Below are 25,153 nucleotides of genomic sequence, written 5' to 3'. Positions count from 1 at the left end.
CCTAGAGAATCCGGTTGAACCAGAGCAGCGACAACCCCGCCGACAGCAGCGCAAGCAGCGCCGCGCCGAGCGCGAAGAGCCCCGAGATTTCGGTCTCTTTCTTCTCGACGGTGAGCCTGGAACTCAGCGTCTGGTAGACCTTCTTCAGGTCGTTCGCGGTGCCGGCGTAGAAGTAGTCGGCCTGCGTCTTCTGGGCGATGGCCTTGAGCGTGTCTTCGTCGAGCCGCACGCGCATCGACCAGCCCTCGAAGCCGATGGTTTCGCCATCGACCGTGCCCACGCCCACCGTGTAGATGCGCACGCCGCGGTCGGCCGCGGCCTTGGCCGCATCGAGCGGATCGACGCCGGTGGTGCGCTGGCCGTCGGTCAGCATGATGATCGCGGCCGAGGTGTACGAGCCGGGCGCGACGGGCGTGAAGTCCTTGAGCTTTTTCTCCGTCTGGTCGAGCGGCATGCCGCGCTGGCGGCTCGGCGCGCTGAACTGCTCGACGTCGATGCCGGCGTCGGGGAACAGCGTGGCCAGCGACACCACGATGGCGTTGCCGGTGGCCGTGGCGCGCTGCAGCTGGAAGCTGTCGATGGCGGTGACCAGGTCGTCGTGGTTGGTGGTGGGCAACTGCGCCACCTGCGCGCTGCCCGCGAAGGCGACGATGCCCACCTTCACGCTGCGCGGCAGGTCCTTGATGAAGCTCTTGGCCGCTTCCTGCGCCGCCACCAGCCGGTTGGGCAGCACGTCGGCCGCGCGCATGCTGCCCGACACGTCCATCGCGAGGATGATGGTCTGCTGGTTCGACGGCAGCACCACCACCGCCAGCGGCCGCGCGGCGGCCACCAGCATCGCGGCCATGGCCAGCAGGAACAGCAGGGGCGGGATGTGGCGCCGCACGCTCTGGCCCGTGCCGATGGCCTCGCGCACGATCGACAGGCTGGCATAGCGCACCGCCAGCTTCTTCTTGCGGCGGATCAGCCAGAGGTAGAGCAACACCAGCAGCGGCAACGCCGCCAGCAGCCAGAGGAATTGAGGCCAGACAAAGTTCATGCTGCCACCGCCTTCAGGCCCGCCAGGCCGATGCGCGCGCGGCGCTTGCGCATGTCGGCAAAACGAACGATGGCTTCCACCAGGTCGTCGTTGGTCGAGAGTTCGAGCGCATCGACGCCCGCCTTGGCGAGCGCCGCGCGCAGCGTGGCTTCGCGCTCGGACGCCAGCCGCGCGAAGCGCTTGCGAAAGCCGGCATCGTGGGTGTCGACCCAGAGCTGCTCGCCGGTTTCCGCGTCGCGCAGCGGCACCAGGCCCAGGTCGGGCAGCTCCAGTTCGAGCGGATCGAACAGGCGCACCGCGATCACTTCATGGCGCTGCACCAGCTGGCCCAGCGGACGCTCCCAGCCGGGCTCGCTCAGGAAGTCGGACACCACGAACACGGTGGAGCGGCGCGGCATCAGCGCGGCGGCGGACTTCAGCAGTTCGTCGAGACGGGTCATGCCCTTCTGCGCGGGCGCCGCATCGGCCTTGTCGGCGCGGCGCTCCATCGCATGCAGCAGGTGCAGCACGTGGCGGCGGCCGGTGCGCGGGGGAATCACCGCTTCGAGGTCCTTGCCGTAGACCAGCGCGCCGACCCGGTTGCCGTGCCGCGTAAGCAGGCGTGCCAGCACGCCCACGAAGCCGGCGGAGATTTCGCGCTTGGCCTTCAGGCCCGAACCGAAATCGACCGAGCGGCTCAGGTCGAGCACGAACCAGGCGGCCATCTCGCGGTCTTCGGTGAACACGCGCACATGCGGCACCTGAAGCCGCGCGGTGACGTTCCAGTCGATGTGGCGCACGTCGTCGTGGTGCTGGTACTCGCGCAGGTCGGCCAGGTCGAGGCCGACGCCGCGCATCAGCGTGCGGTAGTCGCCCTGCAGCAGGCCGTCGAGGCGGCGGATGACGGTCCATTCGAGCCGGCGCAACGCGCGCTCCGCCCCACCGGCCTGCGCGGCAAGCCGTTCGTCGTTCGCGGCCGCGGGGGCCTTACGCCACCAGCTTTTCATGTTCCAAGGGTTTCGCGGGAGCGGGGACTGCACGCATGATCTTTTCCACCAGCCCGTCGGGCGTGAGGCCTTCGGACAGGCCCTCGTAGGACAGTGTCACGCGATGGCGCAGCACGTCGGGCACCAGCGCGGTCATGTCTTCGGGCAGCGCATAGCTGCGGCCGCGCAGCAGCGCCAGGGCGCGCGCGCCTTCGGTCAGGCTGATGCTGGCGCGCGGGCTGGCGCCGAAGGTGATGAAGCGGCGCAGGTCTTTCAGGCCGTGCTTCTCGGGCGTGCGCGTGGCCGAGACCAGCTTGACGGCGTACTGGATCAGCGAAGGGTCGACATACACGCGCCGCGCCTCGGCCTGCAGCGCCGCGAGCTGGTCGGTGGTGGCGACCGCGTTGACCTGCACCTGCGGGCCGATCACGCGCTGCACGATCACGAACTCTTCTTCGTCGCTCGGGTAGTCGACCATCACCTTCATCATGAAGCGGTCGACCTGCGCCTCGGGCAGCGGGTAGGTGCCTTCGGTCTCGATGGGGTTCTGCGTGGCCATCACGAGGAAGGGGCGCGGCACCTTGTGCGTTTCGCCGGCGATGGTGACCTGCCGCTCCTGCATCACTTCGAGCAGCGCGCTCTGCACCTTGGCCGGCGCGCGGTTGATTTCGTCGGCCAGAAGCAGGTTGGCGAACACCGGGCCGAGCGAGGTGCTGAACTCGCCCGTCTTCTGGTTGTAGATGCGCGTGCCCACCAGGTCGGCCGGCACCAGGTCGGGCGTGAACTGGATGCGCTTGAACTGGCCGCGCACGGTGTCGGCCAGCGTCTTCACGGTGAGCGTCTTCGCCAGGCCCGGCACGCCCTCGACCAGCAGGTGGCCGCCTGCGAGCATCGCGACCATCACGCGCTCGAGAAAGCGGTCCTGGCCCACGACCACGCGCTTGACCTCGTAGAGGATCTGCTCCATCAGCTCGGCGGTGGCGGGCGCGGTGGCGAAGGTGGAGGGGATCGGGTTCTCTGTGCTCATGCGAAGGGCTTTCTTTCGAAGAAATCAGAAAGGCGGCGAACCTGCCGCAGAGGCCGCGTTCTCGATGGGCACCGCGAAGCCGATGCCGATGAAGGTGCGCTGCTGCGTCGGGTTGAGGATGGCGGTGACGATGCCCAGCACCTCGCCGTCCATGTTGATGAGCGGGCCGCCCGAATTGCCGGGGTTGGCGGCGGCATCGAACTGGATCAGGTTGCCCAGCTCCTGCTTGCCCTCGGGCGAACGGAAGGAGCGGTTGAGCCCCGACACCACGCCGGCCGACACCGACGGCCCGATGCCGAACGGAAAGCCCACCGCGGCCACCTGGTCGCCGGGGCGCAGGTCGGCGGTCGAGCGCATGGTGGCCGGGATCAGGTCGTCGGGCACCTTCTGAGCCTGCAGCACGGCAAGGTCGTTCTCGGGCTGCACGCCGGTGATGGTGGCGACGGCTTCGAGGCCGTCGAAGAAGGTGACCTTGATCTTGTCGGCGCCCGCGATCACGTGCAGGTTGGTAAGGATCACGCCCTTGTCGACGATCACCACGCCCGTGCCCACGCCGCGCTCGACTTCGCCGGGCGGCGAGGCGGCGTCCGGTGGCTTGCCCTTGGCGAGGTTGCGGCCGCGCTTTTGCAGCCGGGCCTCGGGGGTGTTCTTTTCTTCGCCGTAGCTCACGACCCGCACCACCGAGGGCCGGATGATGTCGGCCGCCTTGGCCGCGGGCGAGGGCAGGGTGTTGGTCTGCAGCGTGCGCAGCACGGCCGCGTCGATGTCCTTTTGCGTGAGGACCTTGCTTCCGGGGCGCGGCGCCCAGAGCGCGGCACCGGTGACCAGCGCGGCGCTCAGCACGATCAGCAGCGCGAAGCTGCGGCGGCCCGGTTGCCAGCCGGTGTGTGTCGAGGTATTGGGCGCGGCACCGGCTGCCGCATCAGGCGACGCCGGCGCCTCTGCCTCGTCGGCCGCCTGTTCTGCGGCCGGCGGCAGCGTGCGGGGCGAACGGCTGTAGAAAGCGGGCCTGCGCATCGGAGAACCTCCGGCAAAAAAATCGCGTGAAGGAGTTCACAGTAGCACGCTTTCCGCGCCTGCGCATCCCTTCGGGCATCATCGCGCGATGGCTGCATTTGTCGATACCCACTGCCACCTGGATGCGCCCGAATTCGGTGCGGAGATGCCCGCGATCCGCGCCCGCGCCGCCGGGCTGGGGGTGGCGATGTGCGTGATTCCGGCGGTCGCCGTCTTCAACTTCGCCACCGTGCGCGAACTGGCCTACGCGCAGGGCGACGCGTACGCGCTGGGCATCCACCCGCTGTGCACCGGCGACGCGAAAGACGCCGACCTGGACGCGCTCGACGCCGAGCTGACCGCGCGCCGCGACGACCCCCGGCTGGTGGCCGTCGGCGAGATCGGGCTCGACTATTTCGTCGAGGGCCTGGACGGCGACAAACAGGAGCGCTTCTTTCACACTCAGTTGCAACTGGCACGCAAGCACGGGTTACCCATCCTCATCCACGTGCGGCGTTCGGTCGACAAGGTGCTCAAGCATCTGCGGCAAACGGCGGGCGGCCAACCGTGGCGCGGCATCGCGCATGCCTTCAACGGCAGCGAGCAGCAGGCCCAGGCCTGCATCGCGCTCGGGCTCAGGCTGGGTTTCGGCGGCGCCGTGACCTTCGAGCGCGCGCTGCAGTTGCGGCGGTTGGCCAGCACGCTGCCGCTCGAATCGATCGTGATGGAAACCGATGCGCCCGACATCCAGCCGCACTGGCTCTACCGCACGCAAGAACAACGCGCCGCTGGCGAGCCGCAGGGCCGCAACGAGCCGGGCGAGCTGCCGCGCATCGCCGAAGTGGTGGCCGGCCTGCGGGGCATCGGCATCGACGAGCTGGCCCGGGCCACCACGCGCAATGCGGTCGAAACGCTGCCGAAGCTCGAAAGTCTGATGGCCTTGTCGGCGCGCCCGCCGCAGGCCGCGTAGGTCAATGCCCCGTTCTGCGCCCGTGTGTGCAGATGCTGCAGATTTGCTGTCATCCTTGAGGTTCGCAAGTTCGTTGCTAGTCCAGTGGCAAGCACGTCACTTCAAAAACTTCATCCAACATCCAGGAGCTTTTTCATGACCACGTCTTTCATTCGCACCGTGCCCGTTGTCCTCGCCCTGGCACTCGCCTCCATCGGCGTGTCGGCCGTGGCGCAGACCACCGCTCCCGCTGCGACGCCTGCTACGGCCGAACCCAGCACCACCGAAAAGGTGAAGGAAGCCGGCAAGGACGCAGTCGACGCGACCAAGCGCACCACCAAGAAGGCCGTTGCCGCCACCGAACGCGGCACCAAGAAGGCATGGGACGCCACCAAGCGCACCACGAAGAAGGCCACCAAGGCCACCAAGCATGCCGCCGCCAAGACCGGCGAAGCCGTTGAAAACGCCGGCCACAAGACGGCCGACGGCATGCGCAGCACCGGCAAGGCCATCGGCGAGAAGATCCCCGGCACCGCCGAGAACGAAGCCGCCAAGAAGTAAATTGGCAGCACAGGCTTCGGCCTGAACGAAAGAACCCGCTGCGGCGGGTTTTTTCATGGGCGCTCGCCAGCGGTGCCAAGATACCGCCCATGAATCCATCCGCCGCACCCGCCGCCGCGAGCACCGTGCTCACGGGGCTCGCGCCCATCGTTTCGCCGTCCACGGTCGTGCTGATCCTCGGCAGTTTTCCCGGGGTCAAGTCGCTTGCGCAGCAGCAGTACTATGCACACCCCCAAAACCAGTTCTGGAAGATCTTGCAAGCCGTCTGGCCCGAAAAACCACTCCCGTCGGGCGCAGACAGCTACGGCAAGCGCTGCGGCTGGCTGCTCGATCGCGGCCTGGGCGTGTGGGACGTGTACGGCGCCTGCGAGCGCGAGGGCAGCCTCGATTCGGCCATCCGCGCGCCGGTGGCCAACGACATCGCCGGCCTTCACCTGCCCCGGCTCGCGGCCATTGCGCACAACGGTGGCGAGAGCTTCAAGCACGCCCGCCACACGCGCACCCTGGGCGTGCCGGTCTACCAGCTGCCTTCCACCAGTCCCGCCAACGCGTCGTGGAGCTTCGAGCGCAAGCTCGCGGCCTGGCGCGAGGTCTTCGTCGCCCACCACCTTCTCTGATGGCATCGAGCAAAACACCCGCCAAAGCCCTCGTTCTCCCCGAAGTCAATTTTTCCGACTGGGGCGACATCCGCTACCTGCACCTGGGCACCGAATGGGTCCAGGGCTCGATGAAGCTCGACGCGCCGTTCGAGATCGAACTCGAATACGTGCAACGCATGATGGCGTGGCTGCTGTTCGTCGACGGAAAGACCGTGGCGAGCCACCATGCGATGCAGCTCGGCCTGGGCGCGGCCACGCTCACCAAGTTCAGCCGCAAGACGCTGCGCATGCGCACCACCGCCGTCGAGCTGAATCCGCAGGTGGTGTCGGCCTGTCGTGGCTGGTTCAAGCTGCCGGCCGACGACCCGAAGCTGCGCGTGGTGATCGCCGATGCGGCGCTCGAGATCCGCAAGCCCGAATGGCAGGGCACGGTCGATGCGCTGCAGGTCGACCTGTACGACCACGAGGCCGCCGCGCCGGTGCTCGACAGCGAAGATTTCTACGCCGACTGCCGTGCGCTGCTCACCGAAGACGGCTGCATGACGGTCAACCTCTTCGGCCGTTCGTCGAGCTATGAGCGCAGCCTCGAAAAAATCGTGGCCGCCTTCGGTGCCGATGCCGTCTGGGCCTTCAAGCCGACGCGCGAAGGCAACACGGTGGTGCTGGCGCAGCGCACGCCCAGCCGCCCGAAGCGCGAGGTGCTTGCCGAGCGCGCGCAAACGATCCAGACTCGCTGGGGTTTGCCCGCGCCGAAGTGGTTGCGGGTGTTCAAGCCCCTGAATATTTCAATCACCCGACCTTCCGGCTCATGAGCGCTGTTCCTGCTGCTTCCGCCCCTGTTCCCCTGGCCGGCCGCCACGAAGGCCCGCTCGACCTGCGCCGCCTGATCGAATGGCTGGCCACCGATGGCGTCATTTCTCCGGTCGAGGCCAAGCGCACCATCGCGCGCTGCGCGCAGGCCGAGAGCCGGCAGGCACCGCTGGTGCGCCTGGCCAATGTGGCGATGACCCGCGAGAGCGACAGCAAGCCGCTCGATCTCGAAATGCTCACGCAGTGGCTGGCGGGCCGCGCCGGCCTGACGTACCTGCGCATCGACCCGCTCAAGGTCGACGTGGGCAAGGTGGCCGACACCATGAGCGCGGCCTATGCCGAGCGCCACAAGGTGCTGCCGGTGCAGGTGCTGCCGAACGAGGTGGTGGTGGCCACGGCCGAGCCCTTCCTTACAGACTGGATCGCCGAGGTCGAGCGCCAGTCCAAGCGCACGGTGCGGCGCGTGGTGGCCAACCCGGCCGACATCCAACGCTACACGGCCGAGTTCTTCGCGCTTGCGAAGTCGGTGCGCGCCGCGCAGAAGGCCGGCGGCAACACCGGCGGCGCGAGCTTCGAGCAACTGGTGGAGCTGGGCAAGAGCAACAAGCAGCTCGATGCCAACGACCAGAGCGTGGTGCAGGTGGTCGACTGGCTCTGGCAATACGCCTTCGACCAGCGCGCGAGCGACATCCACCTAGAGCCGCGCCGCGAGCAGGGCGTGATCCGCTTTCGCATCGACGGCATCCTGCATCCGGCCTACCAGATGCCGATGGGCGTGATGAACGCGATGGTCGCGCGCATCAAGCTGCTGGGCCGCATGGACGTGGTCGAAAAGCGCCGTCCGCTCGACGGCCGCATCAAGACCCGCAACATGCGCGGCGACGAAATCGAAATGCGCCTGTCGACCTTGCCGACCGCCTTCGGCGAGAAGATGGTGATGCGGATCTTCGACCCCGACACGGCAGTGAAAGACCTCGACGCGCTGGGCTTCGCGCAGCACGATGCGCACCGCTGGGAGCAGCTCGTGACGCGGCCCAACGGCATCATCCTGGTGACCGGGCCGACCGGCTCGGGCAAGACCACCACGCTGTACTCCACGCTCAAGCGCGTGGCGACCGAAGAGGTCAACGTGAGCACGGTCGAAGACCCGATCGAAATGATCGAGCCTTCGTTCAACCAGACGCAGGTGCAGCCGCAGCTCGACTTCGGTTTCATCGAAGGCCTGCGCGCGCTGATGCGCCAGGACCCGGACATCATCATGGTCGGCGAAATCCGCGACCTCGCCACCGCCGAGATGGCGGTGCAGGCCGCGCTCACCGGCCACCTCGTGTTCAGCACGCTGCACACCAACGACGCGCCGAGCGCCATCACGCGGATGATGGAACTGGGCGTGCCCTCGTACCTCATCACGGCCGTGATGCTGGGCGTGCTCGCGCAGCGGCTGGTGCGCACGCTGTGCCCGCATTGCAAGCAGCCCGACGACACGGTCACGCGCGAAAGCCTCGAGACCATCGTCAAGCCCTGGCAGATCACCGGCTCGGTGCGGGCCTACAAGCCGGTGGGTTGCGTCGACTGCCGCATGACCGGCTACATGGGCCGCATGGGCCTGTACGAACTGCTGAGCGTGACCGAGCCCTTCAAGGACCAGGTCACCAAGGAGCCGAACCTGACGGGCCTGCGGCGCCAGGCGGTGATCGACGGCATGCGGCCGCTGCGCCTGGCCGGTGCGTTGCGCGTGGCCGAAGGCGTGACGACCATCGAAGAAGTGTTGAGCGCGACGCCTCCGCTCGAATAAGCTCTGGCCCTCCGCGAAAGAGGGTGTGTGGTCTTTCGGGTTATCCCTAGGTCTTTCGTTAGTGGAATCCACATCAACCTGACCAGTGCCTGACTGGACAATCCCGCATCGAAATTGTTCGAGGAGACTGTTCGTGAAGATCAAAAGTCAGAAAGACTTTTTCTCGGGTCTGATGTTCACCATCGTGGGCGTCGGATTCGCATGGGGTGCCACCACCTACAGCGTGGGCAGCGGTGCCCGCATGGGGCCGGGTTACTTTCCGTTGATGCTCGGCATCCTGATGGCCCTCATTGGCCTCGGGATCATGTTCAGCGGGCTCACCGTTGAAACCACCGACGGCGAAAAGATCGGCAAATGGGCCTGGAAGCAGGTGGTGTTCATCCTGGGCGCCAACCTTGCCTTCGGCGTGCTGCTCGGCGGCCTGCCGAGCGTGGGCGTGCCGGCCATGGGCATGATCATTGCCATCTACGCGCTGGTGATCATCTCCAGCCTCGCAGGCAGCGAGTTCGATCTGAAGAAAGTACTGGCCCTCGCGACCGTACTGGCCGTTGGCAGCTATGTCGCATTCATCTGGGCGTTGAAGCTCCAGATCCAGGTCTGGCCGACCTTCATCACCGGCTGAGAAGAAAGCTGCTCACATCATGGAATTGGTTGAACACCTCTCGATGGGTTTTGGCGTTGCCTTTACCTTCACCAACCTGCTGTACTGCCTGGTCGGCTGCATCCTGGGCACGCTGATCGGCGTGCTCCCCGGCATCGGCCCGGTCGCGACCATCGCGATGCTGCTGCCCGCCACGTACGCACTGCCGCCCGTGTCGGCGCTGATCATGCTGGCCGGTATTTACTACGGCGCGCAATACGGCGGCTCCACCACCGCGATTCTGGTCAACCTGCCGGGCGAATCGTCGTCGGTGGTGACCGTGATCGACGGCTACCAGATGGCACGCAAGGGCCGTGCAGGTCCGGCACTCGCGGCAGCGGGCCTGGGCTCGTTCTTCGCGGGTTGCGTCGGCACGCTGATCCTGGCCGCGTTCGCGCCGCCGCTGACCGAGCTGGCCTTCAAGTTCGGCCCGGCCGAGTACTTCTCGCTGATGATCCTGGGCCTGATCGGCGCCGTGGTGCTGGCTTCGGGCTCGCTGCTCAAGGCCATCGCGATGATCGTGCTGGGTCTGCTGCTGGGTCTGGTCGGTACCGACGTGAACTCGGGCGTCGCACGCTACAGCTTCGACATTCCTGAACTCACCGACGGCATCGGCTTCGTGGCCATCGCCATGGGCGTGTTCGGCTACGGCGAAATCATTGCCAACCTCTCGCGTCCGGACGACGAGCGCGAAGTGTTCACCGCCAAGGTCTCGGGCCTGTTCCCGACCAAGGAAGACTTCAAGCGCATGACGCCCGCGGTGCTGCGCGGCACGGCGCTGGGTTCTGCACTGGGCATCCTGCCCGGTGGCGGTGCGCTGCTGGCGGCTTTCGCGGCCTACACCATCGAGAAGAAGACCAAGCTGAAGCCGGGCGAAGTGCCCTTCGGCAAGGGCAACATCCGCGGTGTGGCGGCGCCTGAGTCGGCCAACAACGCCGGCGCGCAGACCTCCTTCATTCCGCTGCTGACGCTGGGCATTCCACCCAACGCCGTGATGGCGCTGATGGTGGGCGCGATGACCATCCACAACATCCAGCCGGGCCCGCAGGTGATGACCAGCAACCCCGAGCTGTTCTGGGGTCTGATCGCCTCGATGTGGATCGGCAATGCGATGCTCATCATCCTGAACCTGCCGCTGATCGGCATGTGGATCAAGCTGCTGTCGGTGCCGTACAAGTACCTGTTCCCGGCGATCGTGCTGTTCTGTGCCATCGGCGTGTACTCGACCAACAACAACACCTTCGATGTGTGGATGGTCGGCATCTTCGGTCTGGTGGGCTACATGTTCTTCAAGCTGGGTTGCGAGCCTGCACCGTTGCTGCTGGGCTTCATCCTCGGGCCGATGATGGAAGAGAACCTGCGCCGCTCGCTGCTGCTGTCGCGTGGCGACTGGAGCGTGTTCGTGACGCGTCCGATCTCCGCCAGCCTGCTGGCCGCCGCCGCGCTGCTGCTGATCATCGTGCTGCTGCCGGCCGTGAAGTCGAAGCGCGAAGAGGCCTTCGTCGAAGACTGACCCCGGTCTTTCGTACAAACAAGAATGGCGCCCGAGGGCGCCATTTTTCATGGAGAAGCAGCCGGTGCTACATCGGCGCCAGCTGCGCCTTCTTCATCATGGTTTCGGTCAGTGCGATCTCTTGCGCGAAGCCCTTGGCGTAGTCCTGTGGACTCGACGGGCTGACGACGCCGCCCGAGGCCTCGATCACCGTGCGCACCGCGGGTTGCCGGATGGCCTGCTCGAACGCCGCGTGGATCTTCGAGACGATGGCATCGGGCGTGCGCGCCGGCACCGAGATGCCGCCCCACGAGGTGAGCGACACGCCCGGCACACCCGCTTCGGCGAGCGTCGGCACATCGGGCAGCGTGGCGTTGCGCTGGTTGCCGGCAATCGCCAGCGCCTTGAGCCGGCCTGCCTGCACATGCGGAAAGGCCACGCTGAAGATCGGCATCGCAAAGAAGACCTGCTTGCCGAGCACCGCGTTGACCATTTCCGATGCGCCCTTGTAAGGCACGTGCGTGGCCTGCACGCCGGCGGCGCTCAGGAACAGCTCGACCCCCAGGTGCGAAGGTGTGCCCACGCCGCCCGAGGCGTAGTCCAGCTTGCCCGGATTGGCGCGCGCACGCTCGACCAGTTCACGCACGCTCTGGATGCCCGAGGACGGGTGGACGATCAGCAGGATGTCCGAGGTCGTCAGCCGCATGATGTGGCGGAAGTCCTTCACCGCGTCGTAGCCGGGGTTGGCGTACATGCGCATGTTGGCCGCCATCGGCGCGGCGGAATAGATCCACGTGTAGCCGTCGGCGGGCGCGTGCGCGACCATCCGGGCGCCGATGTTGCCGGCGGCGCCGGCGCGGTTCTCGATCACGACGGGCTGCCCGAGCAGCGGGCTCACGGCCTCTGCCAGCGTGCGTGCCGTGATGTCCGGGCCGGTGCCCGCAAGGTAGGGCAGTACCCACTTGATGGGCCGGCTCGGCCAGTCGCTGTCGGCCGCCAGCGCGGGCCATGCGGCGGGCAGCAGCGACGCGGCCAGCGCCTGGCAAAGCAGGCGCCGCGAGGCGATGCAATCGGGGTTCATGGTGCTTGTCTCTCGGTCTGGTTGTTGTGAAGGGCGGCGCTGCGGCGGCATCAGGGGGCCGGGTCGCCCAGCAGTTCGCGCGCGATGGTGTTGCGCTGGATTTCGCTGGTGCCGGTGAGCACGCGGTACATGCGCAGCATGCGGAACAGAAACTCCACGCGCCGGCCCTGCACGATGCCTTCGCCGCCATGGATCTGCACCGCCGAATCCGCGATGCGGAAGGCCGACTCGGAGCAGAACAGCTTGGCCATCGAGGCCTCGGCGCGCGCCTCGCCGCCGGCGTCGATCTGGCGCGCGGTGGCGATCATCAGTCCGCGCGCGGCGGCCAGGTCGGTCGCCATGTTGGCCAGCATGTGCTGGATGGCCTGGAACTGCGCGATGGCGCGGCCGAACTGGCGGCGGCCTTTTGCGTAGGCGATGGCATCGTCGAGCGCCACGCGCGCCAGCCCGACCATGGCCGGGCAATGCAGCAGCCGGTTCACCGTGATGCGCCCGAGCGCCAGCGCCAGGCCGCGGCCCGGCTCGCCGATCATGTTGCGCGCGGGAACGCGGCAGCCTTCGAGCACGATGTCGCCCGTGTGCGACTGGCCGGCCATGGTCTTGTAGCCCGACTCCACGCGCGCCCCCGGCAGGCCCAGGTCGACAAAGAAGGCCGAGACCTCGCGCTGGGCGGGGTCCTGGGCGGTCGAGGCCATCACGAGCGCGAAGTCGGCAAAAGGCGAGCCCGAGATGAAGCGCTTGCGGCCGGTGAGCACGTAGTCGTCGCCCTGCCGCTCGGCCCGCGTCTGGACCGCGCCGGCATCGGAGCCGGCCTCGGCCTCGGTCAGCGCGAAGCAGATCGCCTTGTCGGCATTTGCCACCGGCACGATGAACTGTTCGAGCTGCCAGGGCGTGGCCTGCCGCGCGAGCGCGCCCACCCGGGGCGGGCCGCTGAGTTCGCCGAACACGTGCGGCGCGAGCGGCGAACCGCTGGCGTAGATGGCTTCCTTGATGAGCACGTGGTCGAGCACCGACAGGCCCAGCCCGCCCATCGCCTTCGGCAGCGTGATGCCGTAGAAGCCGAGTTCGTTGGAGCGCCGCCAGATGCGCCGCAGCGTTTCGCGGTCGGGGCTGTGCTCATGGTCGATGCCGTGCTCGGCAACGATGGCGGCCAGCTCGCCGTGAATGAAATCGCGGATGCGCCCGATCAGTTCCGCGGCCTGCGCCGAGCCTTCGAAGTGCGTGCCTGCGGCAAGTGCGTCGTTCATGGATGTTCCTTCCCGTCCGTTCAATTGACGCGCCGCGCGCGGTCGGCCCAGTAGGGCGCCTGGATGACCTTGCGCGCGACCTTGCCGTTCGGGTTCTTGGGCAGCGCGTTCACGAACTCGATGGTTCGCGGCCGCTTGTAGCCGCCGAGCCGGCTGGCGCAGAACGCATCGAGCGCGGCGCTGTCGGGCACCTCGCCGGGCTTGAGCACGATGTGCGCGGCCACGGCCTCGCCCCACTTGTCGTCGGGCACCGCGAACACGCAGGCATCGGCAACGGCCGCGTGCTGGTAGAGCACCGCCTCGACCTCCGACGGGTAGACGTTGAAGCCGCCGGTGATCACCATGTCTTTCTTGCGATCGACGATGTAGATGTAGCCGTCGTCGTCGGCACGCGCGAGGTCGCCTGTGTGATAGCTGCCGTTCTTCAGCACCTCGGCCGTCAGCTCCGGCGCGCGCCAGTAGCCCGCGAAGATGTCGGGGCCGCTGACGACGATCTCGCCGATCTTGCCGACCGCCACGGGCCGCCCTTCGTCGTCGACGATTTCCACGCGCGATTCGAGGAAGGGCCGTCCGCAGGAGGCCAGGCGCTCGGGCATGGCGGCGCGTGCGAACAGGTGGTCTTCGACCGAGAGCCCGCACACGCCGGAAGTGGTTTCGCCGGCGCCGTAGCCCTGCGAGAGGATCGGCCCGAACACGTCCATCGCCTGCATGATGCGTGCGGGTGCCATCGGCGCCGCGCCGTAGCCGAGCCGCTTCAGGTCGGGCAACGGCAGGTACTGACCCTGCAGTTGCGCGAGCAGCATGTTGATCATGGTCGGCACCATGAAGGTGTGGGCCACGCGGTCGGCGCGCATCTCGGCCAGAAAGCGGTCGGGCTCGAAGCCGTCGAACAGCCGGATGGTCGCGCCGCTGCACAGCGCCGGCACGAGCTGCATGCCCGAGGCATGTGTGATCGGCCCGACCAGGCCCAGCAGTTCGCCGGGCCGCATGCCGTCGGGTCGCATGAGGAACTTGCGCAGCTGCGCCAGGCGGTTGCCGAAGGTCTGCATCGCCGCCTTCAGCACGCCGCTCGACCCCGAGGTGTAGTGCAGCACGGCCAGTTCGCCGGACTGCACGCGCGCGGCGTCGAAGGTGTCGCTGGCGGCGGCCAGTGCGGCTTCGTAGCTGTGCGCGCTGCCGCCGGGCTGGTCGATCAGCAGCAGTTGCGGCGGGGCGGTCTGCAAAAGGGGCAGGAAGGCCTCGGCGCGCGCGGCCGTGGTCACGATCAGCTCGGCTTCGCTGTTGGCGATCATCCCGGCCACCTCGACCGGCGAGAGCCGCGCGTTGATCGGTGCCTTCACCAGCGCGGCCTTGTAGCAGGCCAGTTCGAGCTCGACCACCTCGATGCAGTTCGGCAGGCACACGCCGACACGCGCGCCGCGCGCCAGGCCGTGCGCGAGCAGCGCATTGGCCAGGCGGTTGGAGCGCCTGTCGAGTTCTTCGTAGGTGATCGAGCGTGCCGGGCTCTTGATCGCGACCTGCCGGGCAAATGCGCGGGATGCGCGCGAGACGAGGGCGCCGACGTTGGCGACCTCGAAGGATGGGGAATTCAAAAGGCTATCTCCTGTGCGCCACTTCCATGTGCGAGTGGACTGGCGCGACTATCGCGGCGCAGGGCGCCAGGGAGGAAATACCGTTTGCTGATGCGCGGCCATCACTATTTCTGATGGCCGGCTGCGAAGGCCGTGGCGCCCGCGTCGGCGGGCCGGGGTCAGGGCAGGTCGGCGTCCCAGAGGCCCTGGCCGACCATGCGGGCGATTTCTTCGCGCAGCACGTCGATCACGGCCTGCACGACCGGGTCGGCCGGGCGGTTCGCGAGCGTGGCCAGCGTGTAGCTGCGCGGCAGTTGCGGCTGCGTCACGCGCGCGCAGATCCAGCGTTCGTCCGCGAGGGCCGAGTCGTCGAGTGCGCAGGCCGGCGTGAAGGTGAAGCCGGCGCCGGCCTGGTAGAGCGAGCGCAGCACGCGCGCGGAGTCGTGCTCGTAGGCGACGTTCAGCTCGATGCCCAGCTCCGATGCCGCCTGCTCGACTGCCTGCCGGATGCTGAAGCGGCGCGACTGCAGCACGAGCGGCAATTGCGCCGCGCGCGCGAAGGTGATTTCGTCGCGGCCACGGCGGGCTGTTGCCTTGCGGGCGGCGCGCCGGCGCTTGAGCAAGGGCGCGGCGATGCCGTTCACGTCGAAGCCGCACAGGAAGATCGATTCGCTCGCCAGCGGCTCGCACACCAGGCCTTCGAGCGTCGGCGTGTCGACCATGATGCCGACGTCGGCCCGGCGGTCGAGCATGGTCTTCTTCACCATCAGGCTCAGGTCGTCCAGCACGAAGACGCGCACGAAGGGATGGCGCAGCTTGAGTTGCTTGAGCACCGGGCCCATCAGCAGGGACGACAGCAGCGACGGGACCGCGAGGGTGACCGAGCCTTCCAGGCCCTGCGTGGGGCGCTGGAAGCGTTCCCGCAACGCGGCCGCGTCGGACAGCAGCCGCCGCGCATCGTGGTAGAGCTGCATGCCGGCGGGCGTCGGCGTGACGCCCGCGTGCGAGCGCTCGAAGAGCTGGGCGCCGAGTTCGCTTTCGAGCTTCTTGATCTGCGCCGTGAGCGCCGGCTGGGCCACGTACAGCAGGGCAGCCGCCCGCGAGAGGCTGCCGGCCTCGAGCACGGTGATGAAGTAGCGGAGCGCGCGAAGGTCCACGGTGTTGTCGTTGCGGTTGGAAGGAAGGTGGGCAGTGTCGGGCGATGCGGAACGGGGCATTGTCGGCAGGAAAGCACCGGCGTGTCGCGGCCCTGGGTGGCCGTGGGCGCAATTAATGCATTCGACTCATATATCTATCCGATAAATCCATTTCCATTTTCAATGCCGCAGGCGTCCAATCCTTCGGCCACGCCGGGTCGCGGCGCACCGATACAAAGACAAAGACCTCGGAGAAAATCATCACCATGAAACGAACAAGCTTCGTGCTTGCTGCCGCAATGATGCTGGCCGCGACTTCCGCCCTGGCCCAGAACTACCCGAACAAACCGATCCGGCTGATCGTGCCGTTCCCCGCGGCGGGTGCCACCGACCTCTTTGCCCGCACGCTGGGCCAGAAGATGGGCGAGAAGCTCGGCACCACGCTCGTCATCGACAACAAGCCCGGTGCCGGCGGCGCCATCGGCTCCGACCAGGCCGCCAAGGCCGCGCCCGACGGCTACACGCTGCTGCTGGCAACCACCAGCACGCACGCCATCGGCCCGGCCATCAACAAGCTGCCCTACGACACGGTGCGCGACTTCACGCCCATCGCGCATGTGGGCGACGCGGCCAGCATCATGCTGGTGCCCGTGAACTCGCCGGCCAAGACGGTGCGCGAGTGGATCGACTACGCCAAGAAGAACCCCGGCAAGCTCAACTACGCGTCGAGCGGCAACGGCACCATCGTGCAACTCACGGCCGAGCTGTTCAAGTCGCAGGCCAACATCTTCGTCACGCACATTCCGTACAAGGGCACGGCGCTGGCCATTCCCGACCTGATCAGCGGCAAGGTCGACGTGCTGTTCGACTCGCTGCCCACCGGCATGCCGCACGTGCGCGATGGTCGCCTGCGCGCGCTGGGCGTGACATCGCTCAAGCGCAGCCCGCTGGCACCCGACCTGCCGCCCATCGCCGACACGCTGCCCGGCTACGAGTCGAACACGTGGTTCGGCTTCTATGGTCCGAAGAACCTGCCGGCCGACATCGTCGCGAAGGTCAACAAGGCCGCCAACGAGGCGCTGGCCGACCCCGATGTGAAAGAAAAGCTCGCACGCCTGGGCATCGAGCCCGCGACGCCGGGCACGCCCGACCAGTTCGCCAAGCTGGTGGCAACGGACGCCGCCAAGTGGAAGAAGATCGTGGTCGAACGCAAGATCACCAACGAATAAGGCAAGGCACACCGACATGAACTTCGACTTCAACAACCCTTACCTCTCCACCCGTATCCCGATCTTTGCGCGCAACGTGGTGTCGACCTCGCACCCGCTGGCCTCGCAGGCCGGGCTGCGCATCCTGCAGCAGGGCGGCAACGCGGTCGATGCGGCCATTGCCACCGCGGCGGTGATGACGCTGGTCGAGCCCGTGAGCAACGGCCTGGGCAGCGACGCCTTCTGCATCCTGTGGGACGGCAAGGAACTGCACGGCCTGAACGCCTCGGGCCCGGCGCCCAAGGCCTGGACGCCCGAATACTTCAAGGCCAAGTACGGCGCCGACGCCGCCACGCCGCCGATGCGCGGCATCGACTCGGTCACGGTGCCGGGCGCGGTGCGCGGCTGGGTCGCGATGAGCGATCGCTTCGGCAAGCTGCCCTTCGCCGACCTGCTGGCCCCGGCCATCGACATCGCGGAGCGCGGCTACCTCGTGCCGCCGGTGGTGCAGGGCAAGTGGGCCGCGGCCACGCCGGTGCTGCAGTCGCAGCCGGGCTTTGCGCAGACCTTCCTGCCCTGGGGCCGCGCGCCCGAGGTGGGCGACATGTTCCGCTTCACCGCCGCGGCACGCGCGCTCAAGGCCATCGCCCGCACCAAGGGCGAGGCCTACTACAACGGCGAGATCGCCGAGGCGCTCGCGAAGTTCTCGAAGGAGCAGGGCGGCGCGCTCACGGTGGCCGACCTCGCGGCCTACCAGCCCGAGTGGGTCCAACCGATCTCGCGCGACTACCGTGGCCACACGCTGCACGAGATCCCGCCGAACGGGCAGGGCATCGCGGCGCTGATCGCGCTGGGCATCCTGGAGAAGTTCGACATCGCCTCGCTGCCGGTCGACTCGGTCCAGTCGCAGCATCTGCAGATCGAAGCGATGAAGCTGGCCTTTGCCGACGTGTACCGCTACGTGTCGGAACGCAAGACCATGGAAGTGACGACCGAGCAGATGCTCGACGACGCCTACCTCGCCTCGCGCGCCCGCCTCATCGACGTGAAGAAGGCACAGGACTTCAAGGCCGGCAACCCGGTCAAGGGCGGCACCATCTACCTCACGGTAGCGGACGAGAGCGGCATGATGGTGAGCTTCATCCAGAGCAACTACATGGGCTTCGGCTCGGGTTGCGTGGAGCCCGAGTTCGGCATCAGCCTGCAGAACCGCGGCCACGGCTTCAGCCTGAAGGCCGAAAGCCCGAACGTGGTGGCACCGGGCAAGCGCCCGTTCCACACGATCATTCCGGCCTTCCTCACCAAGGACGGCCAGCCGGTCATGAGCTTCGGCGTGATGGGCGGCAACATGCAGCCGCAGGGCCACATGCAGACGCTGGTGCGCATGCTCGACTACAAGCAGAACCCGCAGGCGGCCTGCGATGCGCCGCGCTGGCGCTTCAACGCGGGGCTCGAGATCAACGTCGAGGCCGCGATGAACCCCAACACCCTGCAAGGCCTGCGCGACCTGGGCCATCACCTGGAAGTGATCAACGACTCGTACCAGGACTTCGGCGCCGGCCAGTTCATCTGGCGTGCGGGCGAGCCGTCGGTCGAAGGCTATGTGGCCGCCAGCGACCCGCGCCGCGACGGCGTGGCGGCAGGGTACTGAGCAAGCAAGGTCTCGGGGTTGCCGCGATGATCGGGGGATGAACAAGACAGCCGCGTCGCTCGGCATCCCCCCTCACGACGGCGCCAAAAAAGGCTATGCGACCGGCCTGGTCCTTGCCACGCTGGGCGCCATCGCGTTCAGCGGCAAGGCCATCATCGTCAAGCTGGCGTACCGCTACGGCGTGGACGCCATCACGCTCATCATGCTGCGCATGCTGTTCGCGCTGCCGCTCTTCGCCGTCATGGCGTGGTGGGCGGGGCGCGGCAAGCCGAAGCTCACTTCGCGCGACTGGTTCGGCGTGGTCGGGCTGGGCTTCTCGGGCTACTACCTTGCGAGCTTTCTCGACTTTGCGGGGCTGGCCTACATCTCTGCCAGCTTCGAGCGGCTCATTCTTTATCTCAACCCCACGCTGGTGCTGCTGTTCGGCTGGCTCATGTACCGCCGGCGCGCCACGCGCCAGCAGGTGCTGGGCATGGTCGTGAGCTATGCCGGCGTGCTGCTGGTGTTCGGCCACGAACTGTGGACCGGCGGCAGCGGCAAGGGCGGCGGCGCGGCGGCCTGGGGCGCGTTCCTTGTGTTCCTGAGCGCGGTGAGCTATGCGGGCTACCTCGTCTACAGCGGCGAGTTCGTCAAGCGCCTGGGCTCGTTGCGGCTGGTGGGCCTGGCCACCACCGTGGCCTGCGTGCTGTGCATCCTGCAGTTCGTGCTGACGCGGCCGATGGGTGTGGCCTTCGGGCTCGCGCCCGAGGTCATCTGGCTGTCGGTGCTCAACGCCACGCTGTGCACGGCGGTGCCCGTCCTCATGGTGATGATGGCCATCGAGCGCATCGGCCCCGCCGTGGCTGCGCAAACCGGCATGATCGGGCCGCTGTCGACCATCCTCATGGGGGTGGTGATACTCGGCGAGCCGTTCACACCGTGGATCGCCGCCGGCACCGTGCTCGTCATCGCGGGCATCTTCGTTTTCACACGCAAGGGGCGGCAAGCCCCTGCACGATAGGAGCAAACAACATGGATCTGGGTATTGCAGGCAAGACCGCGCTGGTGTGCGGCGCGAGCAAGGGGCTGGGCTACGGCTGTGCCGAGGCGCTGGTGCGCGAAGGCGTCAACGTGGTGATCGTGGCGCGCGGCGCCGAGGCATTGGATGCGGCCGCGAAGAAGCTGGCCGAAGCCGCGGGTGCATCGGGTCCGTTCGTCAAGCACGTGGCGGCCGACATCACCACCGAAGCCGGCCGTGCGGCGGTGTTCGCGCTGGGGCACGACTTCGACATCGTCGTCACCAACGCAGGCGGCCCGCCTCCCGGCGACTTCCGCAACTGGGACCGCGAGGCGTGGATCAAGGCGGTCGATGCCAACATGCTCACGCCCATCGAGCTGATCAAGGCCACGGTGGACGGCATGGCCAAGCGCGGCTTTGGTCGCATCGTGAACATCACGTCGAGTTCGGTGAAGTCGCCCATCGACATCCTGGGCCTGTCGAACGGCGCGCGCAGCGGCCTGACCGGCTTCGTGGCCGGCGTGGCGCGCACGCCCATCGCGGCGCAGGGCGTGACCATCAACAACCTGCTGCCGGGCTCCTTCGACACCGACCGCCTGAAGGGCACGATGGCCGGCACGGCACAGAAGACCGGGCAGGACTTCGACACCGTGTGGGAAGCCCGCAAGAAGAACATTCCGGCCCGGCGCTTCGGCACGCCGGCCGAGTTCGGCGCCATCTGCGCCTTTCTCTGCAGCATGCAGGCCGGCTACATGACCGGCCAGAACGTGCTGGCCGACGGCGGCGCCTACCCCGGCACCTACTGACGCCACCGCGGAGCGCGCGTGCAAATGAGCGGGGAGGCTTTCCGGCAGATCACCCTGGTGTCGGTCACCGGCCTGCCCGATGCGCGCGGCGCGGCGATGGCCCTGCAACTGAGCCAGTCGCAGATGCCCGGTACGCTCGCCCTGCTGTGCAGCCCGCAGGCGCCCGACAACCTGGCGCCGGGCATCGGGCATGTGGCGATCGCGCCGATGAACTACCACGAGTACGGCTGGTTCATGATGTTCGCGCTCTGGCGCGTGGTGCAGACCGAGTTCGCGCTGGTGGTGCAGGACGACGGCTGGGTCGTCAATGCCGCCAACTGGAACGACGCGTTCTTGAACTGCGACTACATCGGTGCGCCGATCCATCTGGCGAAGATCGATTCGCCGCAGGGCACGTTCTGGCGCAACAGCTTCGACTGGGCGCAGGAGCTGCAGAAGCCCGACCACGTCGTCACGCCGATCCAGAACGGCGGCTTCAGCCTGCGCAGCCGGCGCTTCATGCGGGCGCTGGTCGACCATCCGCACATCCGCGTCGAGATTCCGCCGCCCGATGTGGTGGCGGGCGATCCGCTCAGGATGCACTGGCAGCACAACGCGCTGCTCGAAGACGTGCAACTGAGCGGCGTGCTGCGTCCGGCCCTCGAAGCCGTCGGCATGCGCTTCGCGCCGTTGGATCTGGCGCGCAGCTTCGCCATCGAGCATGCGGGGCCGCAGTTGCACCACGGCTATGACGCGATGCAGTTGTTCGGCCACCATGCCAAGGTGCGGCAACTGGTGAGCCTGGCGCCGCTCACCTTGCGTTCGCTGATTCCGCTGTCGCAACTCGACGGCTGGTATGGCGAGCGCGAGATCCTGCAGATGTTCGAGCGCAGCGGCTACCGCATCGAGTTCGCGCCCGAGCTGCCACAAAACCCGGCCTGAGGCCAGGCCGCGCCTGCATGGGCGCCGACGTGCCGGGGCAATGTCCCGCGGCGTCGCGCAAACGCCAAACGTGGCACGATGCGCCTCTTCTTTTTCCGCCTGTGGAGACTGCAACGATGTTGAGCAAAGCCGTCCGTATCGACCGCCATGGCGGTCCCGAAGAACTGAAGATCGTCGAGGTCGAAGTCGGTGAACCCGGCCCCGGCGAGATCCGCATCCGCCACAAGGCCGTGGGCCTGAACTTCATCGACACCTACCAGCGCAGCGGTCTCTATCCGTTCGCGATGCCGCTGCAACTGGGCATGGAAGCCTCGGGTGTGGTCGAGGCGGTGGGCGAGGGCGTGACGCACCTGAAGGCCGGCGACCGCGCCGCCTACGCCAGCCCGCCGCCCGGCGCCTACTGCGAGCTGCGCGTGATGCCGGCCAAGAACGTCTGCAAGCTGCCCGACGACATCTCCTTCGAGACCGGCGCGGCCATGATGCTCAAGGGCCTCACCACCCAGTACCTGCTGAAGAAGACCTTGCCTGCGGAAGGCCTGCAGCCCGGCGATTTCATCCTGTTTCACGCGGCCGCCGGCGGCGTCGGCCTCATCGCCTGCCAGTGGGCCAAGGCGCTGGGCCTGCAGCTGATCGGCACGGCCGGCAGCGACGCCAAGTGCAAGCTCGCGCTCGAGCATGGCGCGGCGCATGCCATCAACTACAGCACCGAGAACTTCGCGGCCCGCGTGAAAGAGATCACCGGCGGCAAGGGCGTGAAGGTGGTGTACGACTCGGTGGGCAAGGACACCTTCGAGGGCTCCATCGATTGCCTGCGCCCCTTCGGCCTGTTGGCGATCTTCGGCAACGGCTCGGGCCCGGTGCCGCCGATCAACCTCGGCACGCTCGCATCGAAGGGTTCGCTCTACGTCACGCGGCCCACGCTGTTCACGCACATGGCCACGCGCGAAAGCACGCAGGCCATGGCCGACGACCTGTTCGCGGTGGTGCGCAGCGGCGCGGTGAAGATCCCGATCGACCAGCGCTATGCACTGGCCGACGTGCAGCAGGCGCACCGCGACCTGGAAGCGCGCAAGACCACGGGCTGCACGATCCTGACGCTGTAGGCCTGCGCGAAAGGGAGGGACGGGCGTCGCCAGCCTTGTCCTACCCGCGTGGGGGTGTCATGCCTTCGACTTGTGCCGGGCGCACTTTGTAGCCTGTGGCAAAAGCTACGAGGCAAGCGTCATGAACACCGTCCGCACCTTCATCGTCGAAGACAACCCCACCATCCGCGAGAACCTCGTGGGCACCTTGCGGGAGGTGGCGCGCTGCGATCCTGTCGGCCAGGCCGAATCGGAAGCCGAGGGCTCGCGCTGGCTGACGGACAACCCCTCGCAGTGGGACCTGGCCATCGTCGACCTGTTCTTGAAAGACGGCACCGGCTTCAGCGTGCTGGAAGCCTGCCGCAACCGCGACCCGATGCAGAAGATGGTGGTGCTGAGCAACCACGCCACGCCGGCCATGCGCCGCAAATGCGCACTGCTCGGCGCCGACGCGGTGTTCGACAAGGCCACCGAGGTCGAAGACCTGATCGACTTCTGCCTGCGCCACCGGCAGGAGCGGTTCAGGCGGCCGTCTTCCTTGCCGGCGTCGTCGCGCCAGACTCCGTTGTCGCACTGAGCGCGGCGGTGTCGCGCACGATGCCCCACACCTGCTGCGCGAGCGGCGACAGCGCCCGGTTGCGCCGGCGGATCAGCATGATCGCGCGCTGCACGCGCGGCACCAGCGGGCGCACGACCAACTGAGCCAGCCCTTCGGGCGGCAGTGACATCCCCGGCATCACGCTGATGCCGATGCCCGCCTCGACCATGCGAAAGACGGTGGTCGGATGGCCGAGCTGTTGCTTCACCTCGCACTGCGCGCCGTGGCGCTCCAGGGCCTGGTCGATCAGGCGGCGGCTGCCCGAGGCGTGGTCGAGCAGCACCAGCGGCTGCCCGTCGAGTGCCGTCCAGCGCACCGAGGCCTTCTGGGCCAGCCGATGCGCGGGCGGCACCACCAGCACGAAGGGGTCGTTCAGAATCGGCTCGCAATGCAGGTCGTCGGCTTCCGAAGGCTCGATCACCACGCCGAAATCGACTTCGCCGCTGCGCACGCTGTCCAGCACGTCTTGTTGGATGCGGTCGAGCAGCAGGAACTGGATGCCCGGCGCCTTGTCGGCGCAGACCGCGATGCACCCGGGCATCAGGTTGGCCGACAGCGTGGGGCTGCTGGCCACCCGCACCTTGCCGCCGCGCGCGCTGGCCAGGCCGGCCACGTCCTGCAGCGTCTGGTCGAGGTCGTCGAGCACGCGGTCGAGCCGGGCCGCAAGCGACTGGCCGGCTTCGGTCAGCATCACCTCGCGCGTGGTGCGGTCGAGCAGCTTCAGGCCGAGCTGCGATTCAAGCTCCAGGATCGAGCGGCTGACGGCCGGCTGGCTCAGGCCGACCTGATCGCCGGCGCGGCTGAAATTGCGCCCCTCGGCCACCGAGCGGAAGACGCGGAGCTGGCGAAGCGTGACGTTCATGCGTCGAAATCATATATCCATCCGATAAATCCATTTCTCTTTTGAATGCCAAAGCGCTCCAATGCACCCCATGGCCCGTTCACGCTTTCTCCCCGACAACTTCACGCTCGCGCTCGTCACGGTCGTGACCTTCGCCAGCCTGCTGCCCGCGAGCGGGCGCATCGCACATTTCTTCGAGGGTCTGACGACCGTCGCCATCGGCCTGCTGTTCTTCCTGCACGGCGCCAAGCTGTCGCGCGAGGCGATCATGGCGGGCATCACGCACTGGCGGCTGCACCTACTGGTGTTCGCGAGCACCTTCGTGCTGTTCCCGCTGCTCGGGCTGGCGCTGCGGCCGGTGCTGTCGCCGCTGGTGACGCCCGAGCTCTACACAGGCGTGCTGTTCCTTTGCGTGCTGCCGGCCACGGTGCAGTCCGCCATCGCGTTCACGGCCATGGCGCGCGGCAATATGCCCGCGGCCATCTGCAGTGCCTCGGCCTCGACCTTGCTGGGCGTGTTCATCACGCCCGTGCTGGTGAACCTGATCGTGCTGCCGAACGGCGGCGGCATCACCTCGTCGTCGTCGCTCGATTCGATCGGCCGCATCCTGCTGCAACTGATGGTGCCCTTCGTGGCGGGCCACCTGCTGCGCCCGGTGATCGGCAAGTGGATCCAGAAGCGCGCCGCCGTGCTGAAGTTCGTCGACCAGGGCTCGATCCTGCTGGTGGTCTACACCGCGTTCAGCGCGGCCGTGATCGAAGGGCTCTGGAAGCAGATCCCCGTGAGTGCGCTGCTGGGCCTGCTGCTGGTATGCGCCGTGCTGCTGGCCCTGGCCCTGGGTCTCACCACGCTGATGGCGCGCAAGTTCGGCTTCGATATCGCCGACGAGATCACCATCGTCTTTTGCGGATCGAAGAAGAGCCTGGCCAGCGGGATTCCGATGGCGAAGGTCTTGTTTGCCTCGCATGCGGTGGGCGCGATCGTGTTGCCGCTGATGCTGTTCCACCAGATGCAGCTGATGGTCTGTGCCGTGCTGGCGCAGCGCTATGCGCGGCGAGAGGTCGAGCCCGCCGGTGCTGGCGGGCTCGCCAAGGCCAAATAGCTTTCATGGGGCCCGGCGAAGATTCGCCGGGCCCCAATG

General features: G+C 67.5%; 24 protein-coding genes. 15 read left to right on the top strand and 9 right to left on the bottom strand.

Features of this window, described 5'->3' with window-relative positions; genetic code table 11:
- Window position 1 precedes the first annotated feature (1 nt).
- Genes ACGLHS_RS29290 through ACGLHS_RS29275 form a run of 4 tightly spaced genes read right to left on the bottom strand, consistent with a single transcriptional unit; the run spans window position 2 to window position 4,048 of the window.
- Complete coding sequence (locus ACGLHS_RS29290; protein ID WP_093245934.1) at window positions 2-1,039, bottom strand: VWA domain-containing protein; 1,038 nt, start codon at window positions 1,037-1,039, stop codon at window positions 2-4.
- The gene (locus ACGLHS_RS29285) at window positions 1,036-2,025 is read right to left on the bottom strand and encodes a DUF58 domain-containing protein (protein WP_093245933.1); all 990 of its coding nucleotides are present in this window, start codon (window positions 2,023-2,025) and stop codon (window positions 1,036-1,038) included. The genes ACGLHS_RS29290 and ACGLHS_RS29285 overlap by 4 nt, the downstream gene beginning before the upstream one ends.
- Complete coding sequence (locus ACGLHS_RS29280) at window positions 2,006-3,031, bottom strand: MoxR family ATPase (protein WP_093245932.1); 1,026 nt, start codon at window positions 3,029-3,031, stop codon at window positions 2,006-2,008. The genes ACGLHS_RS29285 and ACGLHS_RS29280 overlap by 20 nt, the downstream gene beginning before the upstream one ends.
- 24 nt (window positions 3,032-3,055) lie before the next feature.
- Window positions 3,056-4,048, bottom strand: coding sequence for a S1C family serine protease (locus tag ACGLHS_RS29275; RefSeq protein WP_394485329.1), 993 nt, complete (start codon window positions 4,046-4,048; stop codon window positions 3,056-3,058).
- An 88-nt stretch (window positions 4,049-4,136) separates the two neighbouring features.
- Here ACGLHS_RS29275 and ACGLHS_RS29270 point away from each other — a divergent pair, with 88 nt between their 5' ends.
- The 7 genes from ACGLHS_RS29270 (at window position 4,137) to ACGLHS_RS29240 (ending at window position 10,894) form a co-directional block, all read left to right on the top strand.
- Complete coding sequence (locus tag ACGLHS_RS29270; protein ID WP_394485328.1) at window positions 4,137-4,997, top strand: TatD family hydrolase; 861 nt, start codon at window positions 4,137-4,139, stop codon at window positions 4,995-4,997.
- 135 nt (window positions 4,998-5,132) lie between these two features.
- Window positions 5,133-5,537 carry a hypothetical protein gene (locus ACGLHS_RS29265; protein WP_093245927.1) on the top strand — a complete coding sequence of 135 codons (405 nt, stop codon included), beginning with the start codon at window positions 5,133-5,135 and terminating at the stop codon, window positions 5,535-5,537.
- Window positions 5,538-5,626: 89 nt separating this feature from the next.
- Window positions 5,627-6,154, top strand: coding sequence for a DNA-deoxyinosine glycosylase (locus ACGLHS_RS29260; RefSeq protein ID WP_394485327.1), 528 nt, complete (start codon window positions 5,627-5,629; stop codon window positions 6,152-6,154).
- Window positions 6,154-6,948 (top strand): spermidine synthase, encoded by a 795-nt coding sequence (locus tag ACGLHS_RS29255; RefSeq protein ID WP_394485326.1) that lies wholly within the window; start codon window positions 6,154-6,156, stop codon window positions 6,946-6,948. Before ACGLHS_RS29260 ends, ACGLHS_RS29255 begins: the two co-directional genes overlap by 1 nt.
- Window positions 6,945-8,741, top strand: a complete 1,797-nt coding sequence (locus ACGLHS_RS29250; protein WP_093245924.1) for a GspE/PulE family protein — start codon at window positions 6,945-6,947, stop codon at window positions 8,739-8,741. Before ACGLHS_RS29255 ends, ACGLHS_RS29250 begins: the two co-directional genes overlap by 4 nt.
- Before the next feature lie 133 nt (window positions 8,742-8,874).
- Entirely contained in the window at window positions 8,875-9,363 is a 489-nt protein-coding gene (locus tag ACGLHS_RS29245; RefSeq protein WP_093245923.1) for a tripartite tricarboxylate transporter TctB family protein, read from the top strand.
- 19 nt (window positions 9,364-9,382) lie between these two features.
- Entirely contained in the window at window positions 9,383-10,894 is a 1,512-nt protein-coding gene (locus tag ACGLHS_RS29240) for a tripartite tricarboxylate transporter permease (protein ID WP_093245921.1), read from the top strand.
- Window positions 10,895-10,961: 67 nt separating this feature from the next.
- On the opposite strand, the gene ACGLHS_RS29235 is transcribed toward ACGLHS_RS29240, so the two are convergent.
- The 4 genes from ACGLHS_RS29235 to ACGLHS_RS29220 all read right to left on the bottom strand — a co-directional run bounded on the left by ACGLHS_RS29235 (window position 10,962) and on the right by ACGLHS_RS29220 (window position 15,929).
- The gene (locus ACGLHS_RS29235) at window positions 10,962-11,954 is read right to left on the bottom strand and encodes a tripartite tricarboxylate transporter substrate binding protein (protein ID WP_394485325.1); all 993 of its coding nucleotides are present in this window, start codon (window positions 11,952-11,954) and stop codon (window positions 10,962-10,964) included.
- 50 nt (window positions 11,955-12,004) lie between these two features.
- Window positions 12,005-13,201: an acyl-CoA dehydrogenase family protein gene (locus tag ACGLHS_RS29230; RefSeq protein ID WP_394485324.1), complete on the bottom strand. Its 1,197-nt coding sequence runs from the start codon at window positions 13,199-13,201 to the stop codon at window positions 12,005-12,007.
- A gap of 20 nt (window positions 13,202-13,221) precedes the next feature.
- Complete coding sequence (locus ACGLHS_RS29225) at window positions 13,222-14,793, bottom strand: AMP-binding protein (RefSeq protein WP_394485323.1); 1,572 nt, start codon at window positions 14,791-14,793, stop codon at window positions 13,222-13,224.
- A 158-nt stretch (window positions 14,794-14,951) separates the two neighbouring features.
- Window positions 14,952-15,929 (bottom strand): LysR family transcriptional regulator, encoded by a 978-nt coding sequence (locus ACGLHS_RS29220; protein WP_394485322.1) that lies wholly within the window; start codon window positions 15,927-15,929, stop codon window positions 14,952-14,954.
- Window positions 15,930-16,174: 245 nt separating this feature from the next.
- On the opposite strand from ACGLHS_RS29220, the gene ACGLHS_RS29215 reads away from it, so the two are divergent.
- The 7 genes from ACGLHS_RS29215 to ACGLHS_RS29185 all read left to right on the top strand — a co-directional run bounded on the left by ACGLHS_RS29215 (window position 16,175) and on the right by ACGLHS_RS29185 (window position 23,150).
- Window positions 16,175-17,137 (top strand): Bug family tripartite tricarboxylate transporter substrate binding protein, encoded by a 963-nt coding sequence (locus ACGLHS_RS29215; RefSeq protein WP_394485320.1) that lies wholly within the window; start codon window positions 16,175-16,177, stop codon window positions 17,135-17,137.
- Between the two features lie 16 nt (window positions 17,138-17,153).
- Window positions 17,154-18,767 (top strand): gamma-glutamyltransferase family protein, encoded by a 1,614-nt coding sequence (locus ACGLHS_RS29210; protein ID WP_394485319.1) that lies wholly within the window; start codon window positions 17,154-17,156, stop codon window positions 18,765-18,767.
- A 37-nt stretch (window positions 18,768-18,804) separates the two neighbouring features.
- Entirely contained in the window at window positions 18,805-19,767 is a 963-nt protein-coding gene (locus tag ACGLHS_RS29205; RefSeq protein WP_394485318.1) for a DMT family transporter, read from the top strand.
- Window positions 19,768-19,778: 11 nt separating this feature from the next.
- Window positions 19,779-20,570, top strand: a complete 792-nt coding sequence (locus ACGLHS_RS29200) for an SDR family oxidoreductase (protein WP_093245910.1) — start codon at window positions 19,779-19,781, stop codon at window positions 20,568-20,570.
- 24 nt (window positions 20,571-20,594) lie between these two features.
- Window positions 20,595-21,491 carry a DUF5672 family protein gene (locus ACGLHS_RS29195; protein ID WP_394485317.1) on the top strand — a complete coding sequence of 299 codons (897 nt, stop codon included), beginning with the start codon at window positions 20,595-20,597 and terminating at the stop codon, window positions 21,489-21,491.
- Between the two features lie 116 nt (window positions 21,492-21,607).
- On the top strand, window positions 21,608-22,594 hold the full coding sequence (locus ACGLHS_RS29190) for a quinone oxidoreductase (RefSeq protein ID WP_093245907.1): 987 nt from the start codon (window positions 21,608-21,610) through the stop codon (window positions 22,592-22,594).
- A gap of 121 nt (window positions 22,595-22,715) precedes the next feature.
- A complete protein-coding gene (locus ACGLHS_RS29185; protein WP_394485316.1) occupies window positions 22,716-23,150 on the top strand; it encodes a response regulator in 435 nt (144 codons plus the stop codon).
- Here the strand turns inward: ACGLHS_RS29185 and ACGLHS_RS29180 are convergent.
- A complete protein-coding gene (locus ACGLHS_RS29180; RefSeq protein WP_093245904.1) occupies window positions 23,095-24,033 on the bottom strand; it encodes a LysR family transcriptional regulator in 939 nt (312 codons plus the stop codon). The two genes, ACGLHS_RS29185 and ACGLHS_RS29180, sit on opposite strands and share 56 nt — an antisense overlap.
- Window positions 24,034-24,103: 70 nt before the next feature.
- Here ACGLHS_RS29180 and ACGLHS_RS29175 point away from each other — a divergent pair, with 70 nt between their 5' ends.
- Window positions 24,104-25,114, top strand: a complete 1,011-nt coding sequence (locus tag ACGLHS_RS29175; protein ID WP_394485315.1) for a bile acid:sodium symporter family protein — start codon at window positions 24,104-24,106, stop codon at window positions 25,112-25,114.
- The last annotated feature ends 39 nt before the right edge of the window (window positions 25,115-25,153 follow it).

This window comes from Variovorax sp. VaC1, assembly GCF_043658315.1.
Lineage (GTDB): Bacteria > Pseudomonadota > Gammaproteobacteria > Burkholderiales > Burkholderiaceae_C > Variovorax.
The sequence above is the reverse complement of the archived record's forward strand: the minus strand, read 5'-3'. Positions and strand labels throughout refer to the sequence as shown.

What these genes read in the sequence shown, in the direction of transcription:
- ACGLHS_RS29290 (WP_093245934.1), bottom strand. Translation starts at nt 1,039, where the DNA reads ATGAACTTTGTCTGGCCTCAATTCCTCTGGCTGCTGGCGGCGTTGCCG.
- ACGLHS_RS29285 (WP_093245933.1), bottom strand. Translation starts at nt 2,025, where the DNA reads ATGAAAAGCTGGTGGCGTAAGGCCCCCGCGGCCGCGAACGACGAACGG.
- ACGLHS_RS29280 (WP_093245932.1), bottom strand. Translation starts at nt 3,031, where the DNA reads ATGAGCACAGAGAACCCGATCCCCTCCACCTTCGCCACCGCGCCCGCC.
- ACGLHS_RS29275 (WP_394485329.1), bottom strand. Translation starts at nt 4,048, where the DNA reads ATGCGCAGGCCCGCTTTCTACAGCCGTTCGCCCCGCACGCTGCCGCCG.
- ACGLHS_RS29270 (WP_394485328.1), top strand. Translation starts at nt 4,137, where the DNA reads ATGGCTGCATTTGTCGATACCCACTGCCACCTGGATGCGCCCGAATTC.
- ACGLHS_RS29265 (WP_093245927.1), top strand. Translation starts at nt 5,133, where the DNA reads ATGACCACGTCTTTCATTCGCACCGTGCCCGTTGTCCTCGCCCTGGCA.
- ACGLHS_RS29260 (WP_394485327.1), top strand. Translation starts at nt 5,627, where the DNA reads ATGAATCCATCCGCCGCACCCGCCGCCGCGAGCACCGTGCTCACGGGG.
- ACGLHS_RS29255 (WP_394485326.1), top strand. Translation starts at nt 6,154, where the DNA reads ATGGCATCGAGCAAAACACCCGCCAAAGCCCTCGTTCTCCCCGAAGTC.
- ACGLHS_RS29250 (WP_093245924.1), top strand. Translation starts at nt 6,945, where the DNA reads ATGAGCGCTGTTCCTGCTGCTTCCGCCCCTGTTCCCCTGGCCGGCCGC.
- ACGLHS_RS29240 (WP_093245921.1), top strand. Translation starts at nt 9,383, where the DNA reads ATGGAATTGGTTGAACACCTCTCGATGGGTTTTGGCGTTGCCTTTACC.
- ACGLHS_RS29235 (WP_394485325.1), bottom strand. Translation starts at nt 11,954, where the DNA reads ATGAACCCCGATTGCATCGCCTCGCGGCGCCTGCTTTGCCAGGCGCTG.
- ACGLHS_RS29230 (WP_394485324.1), bottom strand. Translation starts at nt 13,201, where the DNA reads ATGAACGACGCACTTGCCGCAGGCACGCACTTCGAAGGCTCGGCGCAG.
- ACGLHS_RS29215 (WP_394485320.1), top strand. Translation starts at nt 16,175, where the DNA reads ATGAAACGAACAAGCTTCGTGCTTGCTGCCGCAATGATGCTGGCCGCG.
- ACGLHS_RS29210 (WP_394485319.1), top strand. Translation starts at nt 17,154, where the DNA reads ATGAACTTCGACTTCAACAACCCTTACCTCTCCACCCGTATCCCGATC.
- ACGLHS_RS29205 (WP_394485318.1), top strand. Translation starts at nt 18,805, where the DNA reads ATGAACAAGACAGCCGCGTCGCTCGGCATCCCCCCTCACGACGGCGCC.
- ACGLHS_RS29200 (WP_093245910.1), top strand. Translation starts at nt 19,779, where the DNA reads ATGGATCTGGGTATTGCAGGCAAGACCGCGCTGGTGTGCGGCGCGAGC.
- ACGLHS_RS29195 (WP_394485317.1), top strand. Translation starts at nt 20,595, where the DNA reads ATGAGCGGGGAGGCTTTCCGGCAGATCACCCTGGTGTCGGTCACCGGC.
- ACGLHS_RS29190 (WP_093245907.1), top strand. Translation starts at nt 21,608, where the DNA reads ATGTTGAGCAAAGCCGTCCGTATCGACCGCCATGGCGGTCCCGAAGAA.
- ACGLHS_RS29185 (WP_394485316.1), top strand. Translation starts at nt 22,716, where the DNA reads ATGAACACCGTCCGCACCTTCATCGTCGAAGACAACCCCACCATCCGC.
- ACGLHS_RS29180 (WP_093245904.1), bottom strand. Translation starts at nt 24,033, where the DNA reads ATGAACGTCACGCTTCGCCAGCTCCGCGTCTTCCGCTCGGTGGCCGAG.
- ACGLHS_RS29175 (WP_394485315.1), top strand. Translation starts at nt 24,104, where the DNA reads ATGGCCCGTTCACGCTTTCTCCCCGACAACTTCACGCTCGCGCTCGTC.